This is a genomic window from Pseudomonas sp. GM48, assembly GCF_000282335.1.
Classification (GTDB): Bacteria; Pseudomonadota; Gammaproteobacteria; order Pseudomonadales; family Pseudomonadaceae; genus Aquipseudomonas.
This window is the reverse complement of record NZ_AKJM01000002.1, coordinates 17406-40335: the sequence shown is the minus strand read 5'-3', so window position 1 is coordinate 40335 and position 22930 is coordinate 17406. Positions and strand designations below refer to the sequence as shown.

General features: G+C 60.0%; 19 protein-coding genes. 11 read left to right on the top strand and 8 right to left on the bottom strand.

What is annotated here, in order from left to right; genetic code table 11:
- The first annotated feature begins 63 nt into the window (after positions 1–63).
- From nuoG to PMI28_RS27985, 10 genes are all read left to right on the top strand, one after another.
- Positions 64–2778, top strand: coding sequence for an NADH-quinone oxidoreductase subunit NuoG (gene nuoG / locus PMI28_RS27945; protein WP_007981270.1), 2715 nt, complete (start codon positions 64–66; stop codon positions 2776–2778).
- Positions 2775–3782 carry an NADH-quinone oxidoreductase subunit NuoH gene (gene nuoH, locus PMI28_RS27950; RefSeq protein WP_007981269.1) on the top strand — a complete coding sequence of 336 codons (1008 nt, stop codon included), beginning with the start codon at positions 2775–2777 and terminating at the stop codon, positions 3780–3782. Before nuoG ends, nuoH begins: the two co-directional genes overlap by 4 nt.
- Before the next feature lie 12 nt (positions 3783–3794).
- Complete coding sequence (gene nuoI / locus PMI28_RS27955; protein ID WP_007981268.1) at positions 3795–4340, top strand: NADH-quinone oxidoreductase subunit NuoI; 546 nt, start codon at positions 3795–3797, stop codon at positions 4338–4340.
- Between the two features lie 9 nt (positions 4341–4349).
- The gene (gene nuoJ, locus PMI28_RS27960) at positions 4350–4853 is read left to right on the top strand and encodes an NADH-quinone oxidoreductase subunit J (RefSeq protein ID WP_007981266.1); all 504 of its coding nucleotides are present in this window, start codon (positions 4350–4352) and stop codon (positions 4851–4853) included.
- Between the two features lie 2 nt (positions 4854–4855).
- On the top strand, positions 4856–5164 hold the full coding sequence (gene nuoK / locus PMI28_RS27965) for an NADH-quinone oxidoreductase subunit NuoK (protein ID WP_007946416.1): 309 nt from the start codon (positions 4856–4858) through the stop codon (positions 5162–5164).
- On the top strand, positions 5161–7014 hold the full coding sequence (gene nuoL / locus PMI28_RS27970) for an NADH-quinone oxidoreductase subunit L (RefSeq protein ID WP_007981263.1): 1854 nt from the start codon (positions 5161–5163) through the stop codon (positions 7012–7014). Before nuoK ends, nuoL begins: the two co-directional genes overlap by 4 nt.
- Before the next feature lie 39 nt (positions 7015–7053).
- Positions 7054–8586 (top strand): NADH-quinone oxidoreductase subunit M, encoded by a 1533-nt coding sequence (gene nuoM / locus PMI28_RS27975; RefSeq protein WP_007981261.1) that lies wholly within the window; start codon positions 7054–7056, stop codon positions 8584–8586.
- A gap of 7 nt (positions 8587–8593) precedes the next feature.
- On the top strand, positions 8594–10057 hold the full coding sequence (nuoN, locus tag PMI28_RS27980) for an NADH-quinone oxidoreductase subunit NuoN (protein WP_007981259.1): 1464 nt from the start codon (positions 8594–8596) through the stop codon (positions 10055–10057).
- A 294-nt stretch (positions 10058–10351) separates the two neighbouring features.
- On the top strand, positions 10352–10687 hold the full coding sequence (locus tag PMI28_RS0128185; RefSeq protein WP_238540665.1) for a type II toxin-antitoxin system Phd/YefM family antitoxin: 336 nt from the start codon (positions 10352–10354) through the stop codon (positions 10685–10687).
- Positions 10684–11061, top strand: coding sequence for a type II toxin-antitoxin system VapC family toxin (locus PMI28_RS27985; RefSeq protein ID WP_007981254.1), 378 nt, complete (start codon positions 10684–10686; stop codon positions 11059–11061). The genes PMI28_RS0128185 and PMI28_RS27985 overlap by 4 nt, the downstream gene beginning before the upstream one ends.
- A gap of 237 nt (positions 11062–11298) precedes the next feature.
- Here PMI28_RS27985 and PMI28_RS27990 read toward each other — a convergent pair whose 3' ends face one another.
- Genes PMI28_RS27990 through PMI28_RS28015 form a run of 6 tightly spaced genes read right to left on the bottom strand, consistent with a single transcriptional unit; the run spans position 11299 to position 17270 of the window.
- Entirely contained in the window at positions 11299–13041 is a 1743-nt protein-coding gene (locus PMI28_RS27990; protein WP_007981252.1) for an ABC transporter substrate-binding protein, read from the bottom strand.
- Positions 13042–13087: 46 nt separating this feature from the next.
- Positions 13088–13360, bottom strand: a complete 273-nt coding sequence (locus PMI28_RS27995) for a DUF2160 domain-containing protein (RefSeq protein ID WP_007981251.1) — start codon at positions 13358–13360, stop codon at positions 13088–13090.
- Between the two features lie 10 nt (positions 13361–13370).
- Positions 13371–14171, bottom strand: a complete 801-nt coding sequence (locus PMI28_RS28000; protein ID WP_007981249.1) for a carbohydrate ABC transporter permease — start codon at positions 14169–14171, stop codon at positions 13371–13373.
- A gap of 8 nt (positions 14172–14179) precedes the next feature.
- Positions 14180–15046, bottom strand: coding sequence for a carbohydrate ABC transporter permease (locus PMI28_RS28005; protein WP_007981247.1), 867 nt, complete (start codon positions 15044–15046; stop codon positions 14180–14182).
- Positions 15043–16176 (bottom strand): ABC transporter ATP-binding protein, encoded by a 1134-nt coding sequence (locus tag PMI28_RS28010; RefSeq protein WP_007981244.1) that lies wholly within the window; start codon positions 16174–16176, stop codon positions 15043–15045. Before PMI28_RS28010 ends, PMI28_RS28005 begins: the two co-directional genes overlap by 4 nt.
- Positions 16176–17270 carry an ABC transporter ATP-binding protein gene (locus tag PMI28_RS28015; protein WP_007981243.1) on the bottom strand — a complete coding sequence of 365 codons (1095 nt, stop codon included), beginning with the start codon at positions 17268–17270 and terminating at the stop codon, positions 16176–16178. The genes PMI28_RS28010 and PMI28_RS28015 overlap by 1 nt, the downstream gene beginning before the upstream one ends.
- 410 nt (positions 17271–17680) lie before the next feature.
- Between PMI28_RS28015 and PMI28_RS28020 the strand changes: the two genes are divergently transcribed.
- On the top strand, positions 17681–19513 hold the full coding sequence (locus tag PMI28_RS28020) for a sigma-54-dependent Fis family transcriptional regulator (protein ID WP_007981241.1): 1833 nt from the start codon (positions 17681–17683) through the stop codon (positions 19511–19513).
- Between the two features lie 204 nt (positions 19514–19717).
- Here the strand turns inward: PMI28_RS28020 and cysS are convergent, their stop codons facing one another.
- A complete protein-coding gene (cysS, locus tag PMI28_RS28025; RefSeq protein ID WP_007981239.1) occupies positions 19718–21100 on the bottom strand; it encodes a cysteine--tRNA ligase in 1383 nt (460 codons plus the stop codon).
- Positions 21101–21121: 21 nt separating this feature from the next.
- Complete coding sequence (locus PMI28_RS28030) at positions 21122–22819, bottom strand: glutamine--tRNA ligase/YqeY domain fusion protein (protein ID WP_007981237.1); 1698 nt, start codon at positions 22817–22819, stop codon at positions 21122–21124.
- Positions 22820–22930: the final 111 nt, after the last annotated feature.

Here is a 22930-nt window from a genome sequence, read left to right as displayed (position 1 = left end):
CGCGGATAACAAGATTCCATTAGCCACGCCCGCTGACACCGGGCCAACGAAGAACTTTGAACCATGGCCACTATCCACGTAGACGGCAAAGAGCTCGAAGTCGATGGGGCAGACAACCTGTTACAGGCATGTCTGTCGCTAGGCCTCGATATCCCTTATTTCTGCTGGCACCCTGCCCTTGGCAGCGTTGGCGCTTGCCGCCAGTGCGCGGTCAAGCAGTACACCGACGAAAACGACACCCGTGGTCGTATCGTGATGTCCTGCATGACCCCTGCCACCGACAACACCTGGATCTCCATCGAAGATGAAGAGTCCAAGGCGTTCCGCGCCAGTGTTGTCGAATGGCTGATGACCAACCATCCTCACGACTGCCCGGTCTGTGAAGAAGGCGGTCACTGCCACCTGCAAGACATGACGGTAATGACCGGCCACAACGAGCGCCGTTACCGCTTCACCAAGCGTACCCACCAGAACCAGCAACTGGGCCCGTTCATTTCCCACGAAATGAACCGCTGCATCGCTTGCTACCGCTGCGTGCGCTTCTACAAGGACTACGCCGGCGGCACCGACTTGGGTGTATACGGCGCACACGACAACGTGTACTTCGGTCGCGTTGAAGATGGCGTCCTGGAAAGCGAGTTCTCCGGCAACCTTACCGAGGTCTGCCCGACCGGTGTGTTCACCGACAAGACTCACTCCGAGCGCTACAACCGCAAGTGGGACATGCAGTTCTCGCCGAGCATCTGCCATGGCTGCTCCAGCGGTTGCAACATTTCTCCGGGCGAGCGTTACGGCGAACTGCGTCGCATCGAAAACCGTTACAACGGTTCGGTGAACCAGTACTTCCTGTGCGACCGTGGCCGTTTCGGCTATGGCTACGTCAACCGCGAAGACCGTCCGCGTCAGCCACTGCTGGCGGGCGGCACCAAGCTGAGCCTCGACGAAGCGCTGGATAAAGCCGCCGACCTGCTGCGCGGTCGCAACATCGTCGGTATCGGCTCGCCTCGCGCCAGCCTCGAAAGCAACTACGCGTTGCGCGAACTGGTCGGTGCCGAGCACTTCTACTCGGGTATCGAAGCGTCCGAACTGGAACGCATCCGCCTGGTCCTGCAAGTGCTGAAAGACAGCCCGCTGCCAGTACCGAACATGCGCGACATCGAAGACCACGACGCCGTGTTCGTCCTCGGTGAAGACCTGACCCAGACCGCTGCACGCATGGCCCTGTCCCTGCGTCAATCGGTCAAGGGTAAGGCCGAAGACATGGCCGATGCCATGCGCGTTCAGCCTTGGCTCGACGCCGCCGTGAAGAACATCGGCCAGCACGCGCTGAACCCGCTGTTCATCGCCAGCCTGGCTGAAACCAAGCTCGACGACATCGCCGAAGAATGCGTTCACGCAGCTCCCGACGACCTGGCCCGCATCGGTTTCGCCGTGGCTCACGCCCTCGATGCCAGCGCTCCAGCCGTAGAAGGTCTGGACGCGGAAGCCCTCGAACTGGCCAAGCGCATTGCCGACGCCCTGCTCGCAGCCAAGCGTCCACTGATCATCGCCGGCACTTCCCTGGGCTCCAAAGCCCTGATCGAAGCGGCCGCGAACATCGCCAAGGCCCTGAAGCTGCGCGAGAAGAACGGTTCCATCAGCCTGATCGTGCCAGAGGCCAACAGCCTTGGCCTGGCCATGCTCGGTGGCGAATCGGTCGACGCCGCGCTGCAAGCAGTAATCGATGGCAAGGCCGACGCCATCGTCGTACTGGAAAACGATCTGTACACCCGTACCGACAAAGCCAAGGTTGATGCTGCACTGACCGCCGCGAAAGTGCTGATCGTCGCGGACCACCAGAAGACCGCCACCAGCGATCGCGCGCACCTGGTTCTGCCAGCCGCCAGCTTCGCTGAGGGCGACGGTACCCTGGTCAGCCAGGAAGGTCGCGCCCAGCGCTTCTTCCAGGTTTTCGATCCGAAGTACCTGGACGCGAGCATTCTGGTTCACGAAGGCTGGCGCTGGCTGCATGCCCTGCGCGCCACCCTGCTGAACCAGCCGATCGACTGGACCCAACTGGACCACGCCACCGCCGCTGTCGCTTCCAGCACGCCGATTCTGAACCGCATTGTCGACGCTGCACCATCCGCCGCGTTCCGCATCAAGGGCATGAAACTGGCCCGTGAACCGCTGCGCTACTCCGGTCGTACCGCCATGCGCGCCGACATCAGCGTGCACGAACCGCGTACCTCGCAGGACAAGGACACCGCGTTCGCCTTCTCGATGGAAGGTTACTCGGGTTCGGCAGAACCGCGTCAGCAAGTGCCATTCGCCTGGTCTCCGGGCTGGAACTCGCCGCAAGCCTGGAACAAGTTCCAGGATGAAGTCGGTGGTCACATCCGCGCTGGCGACCCGGGCACTCGCCTGATCGAAACCAGCGGTGACTCGCTGAACTGGTTCGCCAGCGTTCCGCGTGCGTTCAACCCGGCCCAGGGCACCTGGCAGGTAGTGCCGTTCTTCCACCTGTTCGGCAGCGAAGAGAACTCCTCGAAAGCCGCTCCGGTTCAGGAACGCATTCCGGCTGCCTACGTCGCACTGGCCAAGTCCGAAGCCGACCGCCTGGGCGTCAACGACGGTGCCATGCTGAGCCTGAACGTGGCCGGCCAGACCCTGCGTCTGCCGCTGCGGATCAATGAAGAACTGGGCGCAGGCCTGGTGGCATTGCCTGCGGGCATCGCCGGCATTCCGCCAGCAATCTTTGGCAAATCCGTTGACGGTCTGCAGGAGGCAGCTCAATGACTTGGTTCACTCCTGAGGTGATCGACGTGATCATCGCGGTCCTCAAGGCCGTGGTGATTCTGCTCGCCGTAGTGATCTGCGGCGCCCTGCTCAGTTGGGTCGAGCGTCGCTTGCTCGCCCTCTGGCAGGACCGTTACGGTCCGAACCGCGTCGGCCCGTTCGGCGCGTTCCAGATCGCAGCCGACATGATCAAGATGTTCTTCAAGGAAGACTGGACGCCGCCATTCGCCGACAAAGTGATCTTCACTTTGGCGCCGGTCGTGGCCATGAGCGCCTTGCTGATTGCCTTCGCAATTATCCCGATCACCCCGACCTGGGGTGTCGCGGACATCAACATCGGCATCCTGTTCTTCTTCGCCATGGCCGGTCTGTCGGTCTACGCGGTGCTGTTCGCCGGCTGGTCGAGCAACAACAAGTTCGCCCTGCTGGGCAGCTTGCGGGCCTCGGCGCAAACCGTGTCGTACGAAGTGTTCATGGGCCTGTCGCTGATGGGCATCGTGATCCAGGCCGGCTCGTTCAACATGCGCGACATCGTTGAATACCAGGCGCAGAATATGTGGTTCGTCATTCCGCAGATCTTCGGTTTCCTGACCTTCTTCATCGCTGGCGTCGCCGTGACTCACCGTCACCCGTTCGACCAGCCGGAAGCGGAACAGGAACTGGCCGACGGTTACCACATTGAATACGCCGGCATGAAATGGGGCATGTTCTTCGTCGGCGAGTACATCGGCATCGTGCTGATCTCGGCGCTGCTGGTGACCTTGTTCTTCGGTGGCTGGCACGGTCCGTTCGGCATTCTGCCGCAGATCCCGTTCATCTGGTTCGCGCTGAAAACCGCGTTCTTCATCATGTTCTTCATCCTGCTGCGCGCCTCGATTCCGCGCCCACGGTATGACCAAGTGATGGATTTCAGCTGGAAGTTCTGCCTGCCGCTGACCCTCGTCAACATGCTGGTGACCGCTGCGATCGTGTTGCTCAACACGCCCGCCGTCGCGGCTCAGTGAGGATAGAGAATCATGAAGTACATTTTTGACATCGTGCATGGCTTCTTCACCCAGCTTCGCAGCCTGGTGATGATCTTCGGCCATGCCTTCCGCAAGCGCGACACGCTGCAATATCCGGAAGAGGCGGTGTACCTGCCGCCACGCTTCCGTGGCCGGATCGTGTTGACCCGCGACCCCGACGGCGAAGAGCGTTGCGTAGCCTGCAACCTGTGTGCCGTGGCGTGCCCGGTCGGTTGCATCTCGCTGCAGAAAGCTGAAACCGAAGACGGTCGCTGGTACCCGGACTTCTTCCGCATCAACTTCTCGCGCTGCATCTTTTGCGGCCTCTGCGAGGAAGCCTGCCCGACCACCGCGATCCAGCTGACGCCGGATTTCGAAATGGCCGAGTTCAAACGTCAGGACCTGGTTTACGAGAAAGAAGATCTGCTGATCTCCGGCCCCGGCAAAAACCCTGATTACAACTTCTATCGTGTTGCAGGTATGGCGATTGCCGGTAAGCCGAAAGGCTCCGCGCAGAATGAAGCCGAACCGATCAACGTGAAGAGCTTGCTGCCTTAAGGAAGAAAGATGGAATTCGCTTTCTATTTCGCATCGGGTATCGCTGTGGTGTCCACGCTCCGCGTGATCACCAACACCAACCCTGTGCACGCCCTGCTCTACCTGATCATTTCGCTGATCGCCGTGGCGATGACGTTCTTCGCCCTCGGCGCACCGTTTGCCGGTGTCCTGGAAGTGATCGCATACGCTGGCGCCATCATGGTGCTGTTCGTGTTCGTGGTGATGATGCTGAACCTGGGCCCGGCCTCGGTTCAGCAAGAGCGCGTCTGGCTCAAGCCCGGTATCTGGGGCGGCCCGGTCCTCCTCGCCGCGCTGCTGCTGGTAGAACTGCTGTATGTGCTGTTCTCCCACCATAGCGGCCAGGCCGTCGGCCACACCACCGTAGACGCCAAGGCCGTGGGCATCAGCCTGTTCGGTCCGTACCTGCTGGTGGTCGAACTCGCCTCGATGCTGCTGCTCGCCGCAGCCGTCACGGCGTTCCATCTGGGCCGTAACGAAGCCAAGGAGCAATGACGATGCCTGCTATCCCTATGGAGCATGGTCTGGCGGTCGCCGGCATCCTGTTCTGCCTCGGTCTGGTCGGCCTGATGGTCCGCCGCAACATTCTCTTCGTGCTGATGAGCCTGGAGGTCATGATGAATGCCTCCGCCCTGGCGTTCATCGTTGCCGGTAGCCGCTGGGCGCAGCCGGATGGACAGATCATGTTCATCCTGGTGATCAGCCTTGCAGCTGCCGAGGCCAGTATTGGCCTGGCGATCCTGCTGCAACTGTATCGCCGCTTCCACACGCTCGATATCGACGCTGCCAGTGAGATGCGCGGATGAACCTTCTCTATCTGACTTTCCTGTTCCCTCTGATCGGTTTTGTGCTGCTGGCGTTCTCCCGGGGACGCCTCTCGGAAAACCTCTCGGCGCTGATCGGCGTCGGCTCCATTGGCCTGTCGGCGATCGTCGCGACTTATGTGATCTGGCAATTCAACGTTGCCCCGCCGGAAGGCGGCCACTACACCCAGGTGCTGTGGCAATGGATGGCGGTGGAAGGCTTCACGCCGACCTTCACCCTGTATCTGGACGGCCTGTCGGTGACCATGCTCGGCGTGGTCGTCGGCGTCGGCTTCCTGATCCACCTGTTCGCGTCCTGGTACATGCGCGGTGAAGACGGCTACTCGCGTTTCTTCGCCTACACCAACCTGTTTATCGCCAGCATGCTGTTCCTGGTCCTGGCCGATAACCTGCTGTTCGTGTACTTCGGTTGGGAAGGCGTGGGCCTGTGCTCGTACCTGTTGATCGGTTTCTACTACAGCAACCGCAACAATGGTAACGCCGCACTCAAGGCTTTCATCGTGACCCGTATCGGTGACGTGTTCATGGCCATCGGCCTGTTCATTCTGTTTGCCCAACTGGGCACGCTGAACGTTCAGGAACTGCTGGTGCTGGCTCCGCAGAAATTCCAGGCCGGCGACTTCTGGATGGTCATGGCCACCCTGATGCTGCTGGGCGGCGCTGTCGGTAAATCCGCGCAACTGCCGCTGCAAACCTGGCTGGCGGACGCGATGGCCGGTCCTACTCCGGTTTCGGCACTGATCCACGCCGCGACCATGGTGACCGCTGGCGTCTACCTGATCGCCCGTACCCACGGCCTGTTCACCCTGGCGCCGGAAATCCTGCACTTGGTGGGCATCGTTGGCGGTGTGACCCTGGTTCTGGCGGGTTTTGCTGCCCTGGTTCAGACCGACATCAAGCGTATCCTCGCCTACTCGACCATGAGCCAGATCGGCTACATGTTCCTGGCCCTGGGCGTTGGTGCCTGGGACGGCGCGATCTTCCACCTGATGACCCACGCCTTCTTCAAGGCGCTGCTGTTCCTTGCTTCCGGTTCGGTAATCGTTGCCTGCCACCACGAGCAGAACATCTTCAAGATGGGCGGCCTGTGGAAGAAACTGCCACTGGCCTACGCCAGCTTCATCGTCGGCGGCGCGGCCCTGGCGGCCCTGCCTCTGGTAACCGCAGGTTTCTACTCCAAGGACGAAATCCTCTGGGAGGCGTTCGCCAGCGGCAACCACGGTCTGCTGTATGCGGGTCTGGTCGGCGCGTTCATGACCTCGTTGTACACCTTCCGCCTGATCTTCATCGCGTTCCATGGTGAAGCGAAGACCGAAGCCCACGCCGGTCACGGCATCGCCCACTGGCTGCCACTGTCGGTGCTGATCGTATTGTCCACCGCCATCGGCGCGATGATCGTTCCACCGCTGCACGGCGTGTTGCCGGAAAGCGTCGGCCATGCCGGCGGCGAAGCCAAGCACAGCCTGGAAATCGCCTCGGGCGCCATCGCCCTGGCCGGTATCCTGCTGTCCGCGCTGCTGTTCCTCGGCAAGCGTCGCTTCGTCACCGCCATCGCCAACAGCGGTATCGGCCGTATCCTCTCGGCCTGGTGGTTCGCTGCCTGGGGCTTCGACTGGATCTACGACAAACTGTTCGTCAAGCCTTACCTGGCGATCAACCACATCCTGCGCAAAGACCCGCTGGACCAGACCATCGGTCTGATCCCGCGTATGGCCAAAGGCGGCCACACCGCCCTGAGCCGTACCGAGACCGGTCAACTGCGTTGGTATGCCGCCTCGATGGCTGCTGGTGCCGTGCTGGTAATCGGCGCCGTCGTGCTGGTAGCGGTCTGATATGAACCTTGCGAACTTGCGAAAGGAATTGAGCCCGTCATGATTCTGCCTTGGCTAATCCTGATCCCCTTCATCGGCGGCCTGCTGTGCTGGATGGGTGAGCGCTTCGGCGCCACCCTCCCCCGCTGGATTGCGCTGATCACCATGTCCCTGCTGCTCTCCCTCGGCCTCTGGCTGTGGGCCAACGGTGACTATTCATTTGCACCGGCACCTGGCGCCGATCCGACCTGGGCGCTTGAGTTCAAGCACGTCTGGATCGAGCGCTTCGGCATCAATGTGCACCTGGCCCTCGACGGCCTGTCGCTGTTGATGATTCTGCTGACCGGTCTGCTGGGTGTCCTCTCGGTACTCTGCTCGTGGAAAGAGATCCAGCGTCACGTCGGTTTCTTCCACCTGAACCTGATGTGGATCCTGGGCGGTGTCGTCGGCGTGTTCCTCGCCCTCGACCTGTTCATGTTCTTCTTCTTCTGGGAAATGATGCTGGTGCCGATGTACTTCCTCATCGCGCTCTGGGGTCACAGTTCTTCGGACGGCAAGAAAACCCGGATCTACGCGGCGACCAAGTTCTTCATCTTCACTCAGGCTTCCGGCCTGATCATGCTGGTGGCGATCCTGGGTCTGGTACTGGTCAACTTCAACGACACCGGCGTGATTACCTTCAACTACGCCGACCTGTTGAAGACCAAGATGTCGACGACCACCGAGTACATCCTGATGCTCGGTTTCTTCATCGCCTTCGCGGTCAAGCTGCCGGTCGTACCGTTCCACTCCTGGCTGCCTGACGCTCACGCCCAGGCGCCGACCGCAGGTTCCGTCGACCTCGCCGGTATCTTGCTGAAGACCGCGGCCTACGGCTTGCTGCGTTTCGCCCTGCCACTGTTCCCGAATGCCTCGGCCGAGTTTGCGCCGTTCGCGATGACCCTGGGTCTGATCGGGATTTTCTACGGTGCGTTCCTGGCATTCGCACAAACCGACATCAAGCGTCTGATCGCCTTCTCGTCCGTTTCCCACATGGGCTTCGTACTGATCGGCATCTACTCCGGCAGCCAACTGGCGCTGCAGGGCGCGGTGATGCAGATGCTGGCGCACGGCCTGTCGGCGGCGGCACTCTTTATCCTGAGTGGCCAGCTGTATGAACGCACCCACACCCGCGACATGCGCGAGATGGGTGGCCTGTGGTCGAAGATCGCTTACCTGCCGGCCCTCAGCCTGTTCTTCGCAGCAGCGTCCCTGGGCTTGCCGGCTACCGGTAACTTCGTCGGTGAGTTCCTGATCCTGATCGGTACCTTCCCGATCGCCCCATGGGTCACCATCATCGCGACGTCCGGCCTGGTGTTCGGTTCGGTCTACTCGCTGATCATGATCCACCGTGCCTACTTCGGCCCGTCGAAATCGGACGCGGTGTTGCATGGCATGGACGGTCGCGAAATGATCATGGTGATCGGTCTGGCAGCGCTGCTGATTTACATCGGCGTCTACCCGCAACCGTTCCTCGATACCTCTGCCGCTACGATGCATGGCGTGCAGCAATGGCTCGGCACCGCCTTCACTCAACTCGCTTCGGCCCGGTAAGAGCGCTATGGAATTCACGACTCAACACTTTATCGCGCTTGCGCCGTTGTTGATCACCAGCGCCACGATCATCGTGGTGATGCTGGCGATTGCCTGGCGCCGCAACCACTCCCAGACCTTCCTGCTGTCGGTGGCGGGTCTGAACCTGGCTTTGCTGTCGATCCTGCCAGCCTTGAAGGTCGCGCCATTGGCTGTGACCCCACTGCTGCAAATCGATAGTTTCGCTTGCTTGTACATGGCGCTGATCCTGGTCGCCACCCTCGCTTGTGTCACCCTCGCCCACGCCTACCTCGGCGATGGCGGCACGGGTTACCCGGGCAACCGTGAAGAACTGTACCTGCTGATCCTGATGTCCGCTGCCGGTGGCCTGGTTCTGGTCAGCGCGCAGCACCTGGCCGGGTTGTTCGTCGGTCTGGAACTGCTGTCGGTGCCGGTCTACGGCCTGGTGGCTTATGCCTTTTTCAACAAGCGTTCGCTGGAAGCCGGCATCAAGTACATGGTGCTGTCAGCCGCCGGTTCCGCGTTCCTGTTGTTCGGTATGGCCCTGCTCTACGCTGACGCCGGTTCCCTGAGCTTCAACGGCATCGGCCAGGCCCTTGCGGCCACCGGCCTGCCAAGCTCGCTGGCGCAACTGGGCCTGGGCATGATGCTGATCGGCCTGGCGTTCAAGCTGTCGCTGGTACCGTTCCACCTCTGGACTCCAGACGTGTACGAAGGTGCTCCGGCGCCGGTTGCAGCGTTCCTGGCCACCGCTTCGAAAGTGGCCGTGTTCGCGGTGATGGTGCGTCTGTTCCAGATCTCGCCAGCGGCGAGCAGCGGTGTACTGAGCAACGTACTGACCATCATCGCCATCGCGTCGATCCTGTTCGGTAACCTGCTGGCCCTGACCCAGAGCAACCTCAAGCGTCTGCTGGGTTACTCGTCCATCGCCCACTTCGGCTACCTGCTGATCGCCCTGGTGGCGAGCAAGGGTCTGGCCGTGGAAGCCATCGGCGTGTACCTGGTCACTTACGTGATCACCAGCCTCGGCGCCTTCGGCGTGATCACCCTGATGTCCTCGCCGTACAAAGGTCGTGACGCAGACGCCCTGTACGAATACCGCGGCCTGTTCTGGCGCCGTCCGTACCTGACCGCCGTGCTGACCGTGATGATGCTGTCCCTGGCCGGTATCCCGCTGACCGCGGGCTTCATCGGCAAGTTCTACATCATCGCCACCGGTGTCGAGTCGCACCAGTGGTGGCTGGTCGGTTCCCTGGTACTGGGCAGCGCCATCGGCGTGTTCTACTACCTGCGCGTCATGGTCACCCTGTACCTGATCGAACCGAACCTGCGCCGCGTCGACGCTCAACTGCACTGGGAACAACGTGCAGGCGGCGTGATGCTGCTGGCTATCGCGGTACTGGCTTTCTTCCTCGGCCTGTACCCACAACCGCTGCTGAACCTGGTTCAACAGTCGGGCCTGGCGGGTTGATCGCTTGAGCGACTCTCGGTAACAAACAAAAACGGCACCTTCGGGTGCCGTTTTTGCGTTTGGGGGTATTCAAGGTCAAAAGATCGCAGCCTGCGGCAGCTCCTACATTTGGGAGGCGTACATCCTGTAGGGGATGCCGCAGGCTGCGATCTTTTAATCTTCATTGCCTACCCTCTTTTCAGAAAGTATTTGTCTGACGATCAGCAATTGATGACATCCGGCGATTGCTCCGAACGCTAATGTGAGCGACGGGCTTACAGGAGTATTCAAATGAAACAAGAACCGATGGTGATGATGTGCAATGAAATGGCGAAACCGACCTATGGTTCGCTTGCCTTTGCCCCCCCGAAAAATTCTGGCTATATTTGTCCAGAATATGGGAGAGAAATCATGATCATCGTTCCGTTGGCCGAAGCAAAAAACAATCTGTCCAAACTCGTCGATGATGCGGCGGCGGGCCAGATCATAACGATTGCCAAGCATGGTCGAGCCTTGGCCCGCCTTGTTCCCGTAGGAAAAACCAGCGGCCAGCGTATCGGTGCGATGAAAGGCAAACTGGTTCTGGCTGAAGACTTCGATGCACCACTGCCGGACGACATGCTGGATACTTTTGAAGGAACCCACGAATGAGGGTTCTGCTGGACACTCATGTTTTGCTTTGGGCTCTCAGCGATGACCCCAAACTATCCGGCAAGGCCAGAAAGCTCATTGAAGGCGCTGCCGACATATACATCAGCGCAGCGACATTCTGGGAAATGGCGATCAAGGTCGGGTTGGGAAAGCTGAATGTTGATCTGGAAGAAATCCGTCAGTACTGCCTCGAAAGCGGTTTCATCGAATTGCCGGTGACCTCAGAACATGCCATTGCCGTGAAAGACCTCGAACATCACCATCGTGACCCGTTCGACCGCCTCATTGTTGCAACCGCGATGACTGAACCCATGAAACTTCTAACGTCTGACCCATTGGTGGCCAAGTACACGGATTTGGCTATTTTGATTTAGTCAGCCCATCTACAACGCTTTGAGGATCAAAGGATCGCCTGAACGCGGCCGCAAGTACCTGGTTGTCAGTAAGGGCCTCTTCGCGGGCAAGCCCGCTCCCACAGTTGATGCGCAGCGAACAAAAAAATGGTGCCCGACGCTGATCCAGTGTGGGAGCGGGCTTGCTCGCGAAAGGGGCGGAACGGGCACAAACAAAAACGGCACCTTTCGGTGCCGTTAGCGTTTACGGTTTAGCTGTTATTTACGCGCATCTGCCCAAGATTTCAGCAGCTGGTTGTAGCTCACGGTTTCGCCTTTCGGCTTCTCGTTTTCCAGTTTCGGTTTCGGTGCGCCCGGTTGGTCGAACCAGTATTGCGCGTCACGCTCAGGGTTCATTTTCGGTGCACAGGTGGCTTGTGCCTTCGAACGCTCCAGACGGGACATGATCGCGTCCTGATCCTTGGCCAGACCGTCGAGTGCCTGTTGCGGGGTTTTGTCGCCGCTGGCCGCTTCGGCAATGTGGCTCCACCACAACTGCGCGAGGCGAGGATAATCAGGCACATTGGTCCCGGTCGGGGTCCATTGCACGCGGGCCGGGCTGCGGTAGAACTCCACCAGGCCTCCGAGCTTCGGCGCCAGGTCAGTCATGGCTTGCGAGTTGATGTCCGACTCGCGGATCGGGGTCAGGCCGACGATGGTTTTCTTCAGCGAAACGGTTTTCGAGGTCACGAACTGCGCATAGAGCCAGGCCGCCAGTTTTTGCTTTTCAGGCGTGGACTTCATGAAGGTCCAGGAACCGGCATCCTGATAACCGAGTTTCATGCCCTCCTCCCAATACGGACCTTTCGGCGACGGCGCCATCCGCCATTTCGGCGTACCGTCGGCATTCATCACTGCCAGACCTGGCTTGGTCATGTCGGCGGTGAACGCGGTGTACCAGAAAATCTGCTGGGCGATGCTGCCCTGGGACGGCACCGGGCCGGATTCGGAGAACGTCATGCCTGCCGCTTCCGGTGGCGCGTACTTCTTCAGCCAGTCAACGTATTTGGTGGTGGCAAACACCGCCGCCGGGCCGTTGGTGTCGCCGCCGCGGGTCACGCTGGAACCGACCGGATGGCAATCCTCGACACGAATGCCCCATTCATCCACCGGCAAGCCATTGGGAATGCCCTTGTCGCCGCCACCGGCCATGGAGAACCAGGCATCGGTGAAGCGCCAGCCCAGGGACGGGTCTTTCTTGCCGTAGTCCATGTGCCCGTAGACGCGCTTGCCGTCGATTTCCTTGACGTCTTCGCTGAAGAATTTGGCGATGTCTTCATAGGCCGACCAGTTCACCGGCACGCCCAGCTCGTAGCCGTACTTTTCCTTGAACTTGGCCTTGAGGTCCGCGCGTTCGAACCAGTCGGCGCGGAACCAGTACAGGTTGGCGAACTGCTGGTCGGGCAATTGATAGATCTTGCCGTCCGGTGCGGTAGTGAACGAGATGCCGATGAAGTCCTTGATGTCCAGGGTCGGCGAAGTGAAGTCCTTGCCTTCATTGGCCATCAGGTCGGTGATCGACTCGGTCTTGCCGTAGCGGAAATGTGTACCGATCAGGTCCGAGTCGTTGACCCAGCCGTCATAGATGCTCTTGTCCGATTGCATCACCGTCTGCAGCTTTTCCACTACGTCGCCTTCCTGAAGCAGGTCGTGGGTGACTTTGATCCCGGTGATTTCAGTGAAGGCCTTGGCCAGTACCTTGGACTCGTACTCGTGGGTGGCGATGGTTTCCGACACCACCTTGATGTCCATCCCGCGAAACGGCTCGGCGGCCTTGATGAACCACTTCAATTCCGCGAGCTGCTGATCGGCCGTCAGGGTGGACGGTTTGAACTCGCTGCCAATCCATTTCTTCGCGGCGTCTTCATAGGCATCGGCCCAGGCAGACGCGCTCAAACCGCTGAGTGCCAGCATGGCTGCCAATGAAATGCTATGTCGCAGCTTATTGTTTTTATCGAACATAAGACCTCCTTATTGAGTTTCGGAGCAACATTGCCGAGCGATTCGACTAGCCCCAACGCATCACAGCCAACAGCCACACCAGGGACAACGCGAAGGCCACCCAGATGCTCCAGTCGGTGACGCCGATTACCAGCAAGTGCAGGTAGGCGCTGCCGAGAAGACCGATAAACAACCGATCGCCACGAGTGGTGGCAATCGGTAGAACACCTCGCCGAAGCACGCTCGGCGAACGCAATTCCCAGGTGGTCATGCCCAACAGAATCAACGCAATAACGCCGAAGAACGCCGCCGTGGGGACCGTCCAACTCATCCATTCCATCATCAGCTCCTCATACCCGGCCCAGGGCAAAGCCCTTGGCCACGTGGTTGCGAACAAACCAGATCACCAGCATGCCCGGCAGGATGGTCAACACCCCGGCCGCCGCCAGCACCCCCCAGTCGATACCGGATGCCGAGACGGTGCGGGTCATTACCGCCGCGATCGGCTTGGCGTTCACCGAGGTGAGGGTTCGCGCCAGCAGCAGTTCGACCCAGGAAAACATGAAGCAGAAGAACGCCGTCACGCCGATGCCGGAGCCGATCAGCGGGATGAAAATCTTCACGAAGAACTTGGGAAAACTGTAGCCATCGATGTAGGCGGTTTCGTCGATTTCCTTGGGCACGCCAGACATGAAACCTTCGAGAATCCACACCGCCAGCGGCACGTTGAACAGGCAGTGAGCCAGGGCCACGGCGATGTGGGTGTCGAACAACCCGATCGACGAATACAGCTGGAAAAAAGGCAACAGGAACACCGCCGGCGGCGCCATGCGGTTGGTCAGCAGCCAGAAGAACAGGTGCTTGTCGCCGAGGAAGCGATAACGCGAAAACGCATAAGCCGCCGGCAGCGCCACGCTCAGGGAAATCACCGTGTTCAGGCTCACGTAGTACAGCGAGTTGAGGTAACCGGTGTACCAGCTCGGGTCGGTGAAGATCACCTTGTAGTTGTGGAAGGTGAAATCCTGGGGAAACAGCGTCAGGCCACCGAGGATTTCGTTGTTGCTCTTGAAGGACATGTTCAGCAGCCAGTAGATCGGCACCAGCAGGAACAGGATGTAGAGCAGCAGTGGAACAAGCTTTCTCTTGCTCATGGCGGGCCTCAGCGGTTGGCGTCGGAGTGAGTCATGGCGGTGTAGAACAGCCAGGACACCAACAGAATGATCAGGAAGTACACCAGCGAAAATGCCGCTGCCGGCCCCAGGTCGAATTGCCCTACGGCCATCTGGGTCAGGGTCTGACTGAGGAACGTCGTGGCATTGCCCGGACCGCCGCCCGTCAACACGAAGGGCTCGGTGTAGATCATGAAGCTGTCCATGAAGCGCAGCATCACAGCGATCAGCAGCACACTCTTGAGCTTGGGCAACTGGATATGCCGGAACACCGCCCAGGCCGAGGCGCGGTCGATCCGCGCCGCCTGGTAATACACATCCGGAATCGCCCGCAACCCGGAGAAGCACAACAACGCCACCAGCGAGGTCCAGTGCCAGACGTCCATCACCAGCACGGTGACCCAGGCGTCCATGGTGTTCGCCGCATAGTTGTAGCTAATGCCCATGGCATTGAGGCTCGAACCGAGCAGGCCGATATCGGCGCGGCCAAAGATCTGCCAGATGGTGCCGACCACGTTCCACGGGATCAGCAGCGGAATCGCCAGCACGATCAGCACCACCGAAGACCAGCGGCCCTTGGTCGGCATGGTCAGGGCGATGGCGATGCCCAATGGAATTTCGATCAGCAACACGCAGGCCGAGTAGATGAACTGGCGCAACAACGAGTCATGCAGGCGCGGGTCGAGCAGCACCTGCTTGTACCAGTCGGCACCGACGAAATAGCGGCTGGACTGGTCGAAAATGTCCTGCACCGAATAGTTGACCACGGTCATCATCGGGATCACCGCACTGAACGCCACCAGCAGGAACACCGGGAGCACCAGCCACCAGGCCTTGTTGTTCTGCACCTTGTTCATGGCTGCGCCCCTTTGTTGACCATGGCTTCGTTGACGGTTTGCGCTTCCAGCAGGAATTCATCGGCGTAAACCATCAGCCACTGCGCCGGAAAACTGATGTAGGCCGTGCCTTGTGGCACGACTTTGTCTTCGGCCAGGCGCACTTTCAGGGTGGCGCCATCGAGGTTGAGGGTCACGATCTTGTAGGTGCCCAGATCTTCAACGTGTACGACTTGTGCCCGCAGCGCGTCATCAAAGGCTTCGTCCCACACATGGACGAACTCCGGGCGTATGCCGACCTTGAGGGTTTTCCACCCGGATTCGGCAATACGCTGCTGCATCGCTTCGGACAGCGGCAGGTGCGTCGAGGCGAAACCGACGCCACCCGGTTGCGGCTGCACCTCGATCAGGTTCATCCCCGGGCTGCCAATGAAGTAGCCGACAAAGGTGTGGCTCGGGCGCTCGAACAATTCCCTTGGCGTGCCGAATTGCACGATCTGCCCGCCGTACATCACCGCAATCTTGTCGGCGAAGGTCGAGGCCTCCAGTTGATCGTGGGTGACGTAGACCATGGTGATGTTGAACTGCTCATGGATCTGCTTGAGCTTGCGTCGCAGCTTCCACTTCAGGTGCGGGTCAATCACCGTCAGCGGCTCATCGAACAGGATCGCCGACACGTCATCGCGCACCAGCCCACGGCCCATGGAAACTTTCTGTTTTTCGTCGGCGGTGAGGTTTCGCGCCTTCTTGTACAGCAGCGACTGGAGATCGAGGACTTCGGCGATTTCCTGCACCTTGCTATGCACCTTCGCCTCGGTCAGGCCTTGATTACGCAGCGGAAAGGCCAGGTTGTCGAACACCGTCATGGTGTCGTAGACCACCGGAAACTGGAAAACCTGGGCGATGTTGCGCTTCTCCGGAGTCAGGTCGTTGACCGCTTTGCCATCGAACAGCACATGGCCCTGGGATGGGCTGAGCAACCCGGAAATGATGTTGAGCAAGGTCGACTTGCCGCAGCCGGATGGCCCGAGCAAGGCGTAGGCACCGCCCTGCTCCCAGATGTGGTCCATCTCGCGAATCGCGTAGTCCTCGGGGCCTGCCGGGGTCCTGGTGTAGCTGTGGGCGAGACTCTGCAAACGGATTTCGGCCATCAGGCAACCCTCGCGATACGCCGGCCCGGCGCCTGGACCAGCCGCCCCTGCGTATCGAACACAAACAGTTTATGGGTCGGGATATAGATACGGATCGGCGCGTCGACGTCGTATTCGTGAACACCCGGCAAGTGCAGCACCAACAGGAAATGCTCGTTGCGCACGTGAAGAAAGGTTTCCGAGCCGCTGATTTCCGCGACTTCAACAGTCACCGCCAGTTCGAGATCATCATCGTTGCTCGGCACCAGCGAGATATGGCTGGGCCGCACCCCGAAACGGAACTCGCCCTCACCCACCGGGCGCAAATCGACGTTCAGCGGGAAGTGCACGAAATTGGCGAAACTCACTTCGTTGCCGGCAATGCGCCCCGGCATCAGGTTGATCGGCGGCTCGGAGAACAACTCGGCCGCCAGCACGGTTTGCGGCTGGTGATAGACCGAGGACGACTGGCCGCTCTGGATCACCCGGCCTTCGTGAAGAATGGTGGTGGTGCCGCCCAGGGCCAGGGCCTCGTTGGGTTCGGTGGTGGCGTAGATCGCGATGGTGTGGCGCGCCTTGAACAGCTCGCGCATTTCCTGGCGCAGCTCTTCACGCAATTTGTAGTCGAGGTTGACCAGCGGCTCGTCGAACAGGATCAGCTCGGCATCCTTGACCAGCGCCCGGGCCATGGCCGTGCGTTGTTGCTGACCGCCGGAAAGCTCCAGCGGATAGCGCTTGAGAAACTTTTCGATGCGCAGCATCTTCGCGGTTTCCAGCACCTTGCTCTGGATCAGATCATTGGATACACCGGCCTGACGCAGCGGCGAGGCGATGTTGTCGAACACCGTCATGGTCGGGTAATTGATGAACTGCTGATAAACCATCGACACATTGCGCAAGCGCACGGGACGCTGGGTAACGTCGACGCCATTCATCAGGACGCGGCCGCTGTCGGGCTTGTCCAGACCGGCCATCAGGCGCATCAGGCTGGTTTTGCCGGACAAGGTGCGACCCAGCAAAACGTTGAAGGAGCCGGGTTCAAAACTCAGGTTGGCATCGTCGATCCAGGTCTGGCCCTCGACGGTGCGGCTGACGTGTTCCAGGGTGAGTGACATGGCTCGGCCTTTTTTATTTTTGGAATCAAGCGACCGGAGCTGTAAAGCGACATTTGTGCCAGAAATTGCAAACGATTGATTCAGTTTGAAATTCCTGAGAATGACTACGGAGTCACGTTCATTGCTGAACACAAATGAACAACCGGAAATGAACAACTGAACAGTTCACCCATTGACAGTGAACAATAGTGAACAACACTCTACGGACAGTTAATGGTCCCTGTAGCAGCTGGCGCAGCCTGCGTTCGGCGGCGCAGCCGTCGTGAAATCAGGCAGCGCGGTGTGTCAGGATGACCGCGAATACAGGTTCTACGACGGCTGCGCCGCCGAACGCAGGCTGCGCCAGCTGCTACAGGGATCGTGTGTACCCATAACAAAAACAATAAAAGCCTGTTCAGAGATCGACTGCCATGGCCGCATCCGCATCGCCGCTGTCCCACGACGCCATCATCCAGGACTCCTGGTCCCGTTGCCGCGCGTTCGGCCTCAGTCATCAGAGCACGCCGGCATTCGACCAATTGCCGGCCGCGGGCATCGCGCAACTGCTGGAGAGCCAGCATTCGCTGGTGCAAACCACCCATCAGGAAGTGCTGCCCTACTACGAGAACATCCTGAGCAATTCCAATTGCCTGATCATGCTCGCCGACCATCAGGGCCAGGTGCTCACATCGTGGGGCACCCAGCGCTTTATCGAACCCAAGCTGGCCCGGGGGTTCAGCGCCGGCGCCAGCTGGATGGAGCGCTGCAGCGGCACCAACGCCATCGGCACCGCCCTGGCCTGCGAGCAAGCGGTGCACATCGAGCACGACGAACACTTCCTCAAGGCCAACCGCTTCATGACCGGTTCCGCCGCACCGATCTTCGATGCCGAGCGCAAGGTGATCGCGGTGCTGGACGTTTCCAGTGACAGTTACCTCCCGCCATCCCATACCCTGGGCATGGTCAAGATGATGAGCCAGACCGTGGAAAACCGGCTGATCCTCAATCTGTTCCATGGTCAGCATTTCCAACTCACGTTCAACACCGGACTGAACAACCTCGACAGCCAATGGGCCGGCTTGCTGATATTCGATGAGACTGGCCAGGTACTGTCTGCCAATCGGCGGGCCGACAATCTGCTGGGCATCAGCCTGTCGCGGGTCAGTATCGAGAACCTGTTCAAGGTCTCGCTGCTGGAGTTGCTCAATCAGCCCGAAGGCCTGCCCTTCGCCCTGCAAACTTCCGGGCGCAACCGCTTCCAGTGCCTGTTGAAACGGCCGAAACAGGCATCAATTCAACCCCGAGTGTTCACCGAGCCGGTTGTAGCTACACCCGCGGCCGTCAGCCTCAACTCCCTGCATTTCGGCGACAGTCGTGTGGAAAAAGCCGTGCGCCAGGCCGAGCGATTGCTGGAAAAAGACATTCCACTGCTGATCCACGGTGAAACCGGGGTCGGCAAGGAAGTGTTCGTCAAAGCCCTGCATCAGGCCAGTTCGCGCAGCAAACAAGCGCTCATCGCCGTCAACTGTGCGGCGATTCCCGCCGAACTGGTGGAGTCCGAGTTATTCGGTTATGAGAAAGGCGCGTTCACCGGCGCCAACCAGAAAGGCAGCATCGGGCTGATCCGCAAGGCGGACAAAGGCACGCTGTTCCTCGATGAAATCGGCGACATGCCGCTACCGACCCAGGCGCGCCTGCTGCGGGTGCTGCAGGAACGTTGCGTTCAGCCGGTGGGCAGCAGCGAGTTGTTCCCTGTGGACCTGCGCATCATTTCAGCGACCAATCGCTCACTACGGGAACAAGTACAACTGGGGCGGTTTCGTGAAGACCTGTATTACCGCATCGGCGGCCTGACTCTGGAGTTGCCGCCCCTGCGCGAACGCAGCGATAAGGATGCACTGTTCAAACGCCTGTGGGAGCAGCACCGCGAACCATCGCAATGGGCCGGTTTAAGCCAGGAAGTGATGGCGTTGTTCGGCCGCCACCCGTGGCCAGGCAACCTGCGCCAGGTCAGTAGCGTGATTCAGGTGGCCCTGGCCATGGCCGAGGAACAGCCGGTGCGACCTGAGCATTTGCCGGATGATTTTTTTGTCGATCTGGAGATGGAGCCGGTGGAGACGCCGGAACCATTGGCCGTTGACCTCAATGATGTCGAGGACTTGAACCGGCAGTTGCAGGCGGTCGGGGGGAATATTTCGTATCTGGCGCGGCGGTTGGGGGTTAGTCGCAATACCCTGTACAAGCGGTTGCGCCAGGCTGAATGACAAGTTGGCCGAATGGGCCTCTTCGCGAGCAAGCCCGCTCCCACATTGGATTTGCGTCGTACACAAAGCTCAAACACACTAAAGATCAACTGTGGGAGCGGGCTTGCCCGCGAAGGCGTCAGTCCTGTCGCCAAAGAACGAACAGCAAACCCTAAAAACAAAAACCCGCACAAGGCGGGTTTTGTTTTACAGCGGATCAGGCAATCAGTCAGCCAGACGCCAGGTCGTGCCGCCCTTGCCGTCTTCCAGCACCACGCCCATGGCGGTGAGCTGGTCGCGGATGCGGTCGGATTCGGCCCAGTCCTTGCCGGCACGTGCCGCCAGGCGCGCTGCAATCAGCGCCTCGACTTCAGCTGCATCCACGCGCCCTTCGGCGCCGGCCTGCAGGAAGTCATCGGCTTCGAGCTGCAACACACCCAACACGCTGGCCAATTCTTTCAAACGGGCTGCCAGACCGGCCGCTGCGTCGAGATCGCTCTCGCGCAGGCGGTTGATCTCGCGGACCATCTCGAACAGCACCGCGCAGGCTTCCGGCGTGCCGAAGTCGTCGTTCATCACCTGGGTGAAACGCTCGACGAAGGCTTCGCCGCCCGCCGGCGCCACGCTCGGCAAGCCTTTCAACGCGTGGTAGAAACGCTCCAGGGCGCCCTTGGCGTCCTTGAGGTTGTCTTCCGAATAGTTGATGGCGCTGCGATAGTGGCTCGACACCAGCAGGTAACGCACGACCTCCGGGTGGTACTTGTCGAGCACGTCGCGAATGGTGAAGAAGTTGTTCAAGGACTTGGACATCTTCTCGCCATTGATACGGATCATGCCGCAATGCATCCACGCGTTGGCGTAGGTCTTGCCGGTGGCCGCTTCGCTCTGGGCGATTTCGTTTTCGTGGTGCGGGAACTCCAGATCGCTGCCGCCGCCATGAATGTCGAAGGTTTCACCCAGGCAGCAGGTCGACATCACCGAGCACTCGATGTGCCAGCCTGGACGCCCGGCACCCCACGGCGACTCCCAACTCGGCTCGCCCGGCTTGGTGGCTTTCCACAGCACGAAGTCCAGCGGGTCCTGCTTGGACTCGTCGACTTCGATGCGCGCACCGATGCGCAAGTCTTCGATCTTCTTGCGCGACAGCTTGCCGTAGCCCATGAACTTGGCGACGCGGTAGTACACGTCGCCGTTGCCTGGTGCGTAGGCGTAGCCCTTGTCGATCAGGGTCTGGATCATGCTCAGCATGCCCGGGATGTGATCGGTTGCACGCGGTTCCATGTCCGGCTTGAGGATGTTGAGGCGTGCCTCGTCCTCATGCATGGCGGTGATCATACGCTCGGTCAATGCGTCGAACGGTTCGCCGTTCTCCCGGGCCCGATTGATGATCTTGTCTTCAATGTCGGTGATGTTGCGTACATAAGTCAGGTTGTAGCCACTGAAGCGCAACCAGCGGGTCACGAGGTCGAACGCGACCATGCTGCGGCCGTGGCCAATGTGGCAGTAGTCATACACGGTCATGCCGCACACGTACATGCGCACATTGTTGCCATCGAGCGGCTTGAAGACTTCTTTGCTCTTGGTGAGCGTGTTGTAGATCGTTAGCACGTTATTTCCCTTGACGCTGAATCACTGGCCCCACGAATCACGCAGGGTCACGGTACGGTTGAATACCGGCTGACCTGGTTTCGAGTCCTTGAGATCGGCGACGAAGTAACCTTCGCGCTCGAACTGGAAACGGTCTTCCGGCTGTGCATTGCCCAGCGAAGGCTCAGCACGACAACCGGTGAGTACCTGCAGCGAGTCAGGGTTGATGTTGTCCAGGAAACTGGCGCTGTCTTCGGCCTTCTCCGGGTTCGGAGAACGGAACAGGCGATCGTACAGGCGCACTTCGCACTCGACGCTGGCAGCGGCCGGCACCCAGTGGATCACGCCTTTGACCTTGCGGCCTTCCGGGTTCTTGCCCAGGGTGTCCGGATCGTACGAGCAGCGCAGTTCGACGATGTTGCCATCGGCGTCCTTGATCGCTTCGTCGGCACGAATCACGTAGCTGCCGCGCAGACGCACTTCACCGGCCGGTTCCAGGCGCTTGTAGCCCTTCGGCGGCTCTTCCATGAAGTCTTCACGGTCGATATAGATTTCACGGGCGAATGGCAACGCGCGCACGCCCATGTCTTCTTTCGGGTGGCACGGCAGTTCGAGGTTCTCGACCTGGCCTTCCGGGTAGTTGGTGATCACGACTTTCAGCGGACGCAGTACGCACATGGCACGCGGGGCGCTGTGGTCGAGGTCGTCACGGATGCTGAATTCGAGCATGCCGAAGTCGACCACGCCGTCGGAACGGTTGGTACCAATCATTTCGCAGAAGTTGCGGATCGATTTCGGCGTGTAGCCACGACGACGGAAACCCGACAACGTGGACATGCGCGGATCGTCCCAGCCGTTGACGTGCTTTTCATCGACCAGTTGCTTGAGCTTGCGCTTGCTGGTGATGGTGTAGTTCAGGTTCAGGCGGCTGAACTCGTACTGGCGCGGCTTGGCCGGCACCGGCAGGTTGTCGAGGAACCAATCGTACAGCGGGCGATGGCTTTCGAACTCCAGGGTGCAGATCGAGTGGGTGATGCCTTCGATGGCGTCCGACTGACCGTGGGTGAAGTCGTAGTTCGGGTAGATGCACCACTTGTCACCGGTCTGGTGGTGGTGAGCGTGGCGGATGCGATACATGATCGGGTCACGCAGGTTCATGTTCGGCGAAGCCATGTCGATCTTGGCTCGCAGCACGCGTGCGCCGTCCTTGAACTCGCCTGCTTTCATGCGGGCGAACAGGTCCAGGTTCTCTTCGACGCTGCGGTCGCGGAACGGGCTGTTTTTGCCCGGTTCGGTCAGGCTGCCACGGTATTCCTTGGCTTGCTCCGGAGTCAGGTCGTCGACGTAGGCATTGCCGGATTTGATCAACTCCACCGCCCAGTCGTGCAACTGGTCGAAATACTGCGAGGCGTAGCGCACTTCGCCGGACCACTCAAAGCCCAGCCATTTGACGTCGCTTTCGATCGCGTCGATGTATTCCTGGTCTTCCTTGGCCGGGTTGGTGTCGTCGAAACGCAGGTGGGTAACGCCGCCGAACTCCTGGGCCAGGCCGAAGTTCACACAGATCGACTTGGCGTGACCGATGTGCAGGTAGCCGTTGGGCTCAGGCGGGAAACGGGTGACGATCTGCGTGTGCTTACCCGAGTCCAGGTCCGCCTGGATGATCGGGCGCAGGAAATTGACCGGCACAGCGGGGCCGGTCTTGGAATTCGAGGTAGGGTCGACAGTGGGCTTGCTCATAGGATCCTTGAACGTACAAGTGCGCGGCCGGGAAGACGGGCCTGACAAAACAAAGCCGCTATCATAGCCGATGCTGTCAAGGGCCTGACAGAGCGCACTCTGTAAACCGTC

Coding starts and splice junctions, on each gene's coding strand:
- nuoG (WP_007981270.1), top strand. CDS start 64: ATGGCCACTATCCACGTAGACGGCAAAGAGCTCGAAGTCGATGGGGCA.
- nuoH (WP_007981269.1), top strand. CDS start 2,775: ATGACTTGGTTCACTCCTGAGGTGATCGACGTGATCATCGCGGTCCTC.
- nuoI (WP_007981268.1), top strand. CDS start 3,795: ATGAAGTACATTTTTGACATCGTGCATGGCTTCTTCACCCAGCTTCGC.
- nuoJ (WP_007981266.1), top strand. CDS start 4,350: ATGGAATTCGCTTTCTATTTCGCATCGGGTATCGCTGTGGTGTCCACG.
- nuoK (WP_007946416.1), top strand. CDS start 4,856: ATGCCTGCTATCCCTATGGAGCATGGTCTGGCGGTCGCCGGCATCCTG.
- nuoL (WP_007981263.1), top strand. CDS start 5,161: ATGAACCTTCTCTATCTGACTTTCCTGTTCCCTCTGATCGGTTTTGTG.
- nuoM (WP_007981261.1), top strand. CDS start 7,054: ATGATTCTGCCTTGGCTAATCCTGATCCCCTTCATCGGCGGCCTGCTG.
- nuoN (WP_007981259.1), top strand. CDS start 8,594: ATGGAATTCACGACTCAACACTTTATCGCGCTTGCGCCGTTGTTGATC.
- PMI28_RS0128185 (WP_238540665.1), top strand. CDS start 10,352: ATGTGCAATGAAATGGCGAAACCGACCTATGGTTCGCTTGCCTTTGCC.
- PMI28_RS27985 (WP_007981254.1), top strand. CDS start 10,684: ATGAGGGTTCTGCTGGACACTCATGTTTTGCTTTGGGCTCTCAGCGAT.
- PMI28_RS27990 (WP_007981252.1), bottom strand. CDS start 13,041: ATGTTCGATAAAAACAATAAGCTGCGACATAGCATTTCATTGGCAGCC.
- PMI28_RS27995 (WP_007981251.1), bottom strand. CDS start 13,360: ATGGAATGGATGAGTTGGACGGTCCCCACGGCGGCGTTCTTCGGCGTT.
- PMI28_RS28000 (WP_007981249.1), bottom strand. CDS start 14,171: ATGAGCAAGAGAAAGCTTGTTCCACTGCTGCTCTACATCCTGTTCCTG.
- PMI28_RS28005 (WP_007981247.1), bottom strand. CDS start 15,046: ATGAACAAGGTGCAGAACAACAAGGCCTGGTGGCTGGTGCTCCCGGTG.
- PMI28_RS28010 (WP_007981244.1), bottom strand. CDS start 16,176: ATGGCCGAAATCCGTTTGCAGAGTCTCGCCCACAGCTACACCAGGACC.
- PMI28_RS28015 (WP_007981243.1), bottom strand. CDS start 17,270: ATGTCACTCACCCTGGAACACGTCAGCCGCACCGTCGAGGGCCAGACC.
- PMI28_RS28020 (WP_007981241.1), top strand. CDS start 17,681: ATGGCCGCATCCGCATCGCCGCTGTCCCACGACGCCATCATCCAGGAC.
- PMI28_RS28030 (WP_007981237.1), bottom strand. CDS start 22,819: ATGAGCAAGCCCACTGTCGACCCTACCTCGAATTCCAAGACCGGCCCC.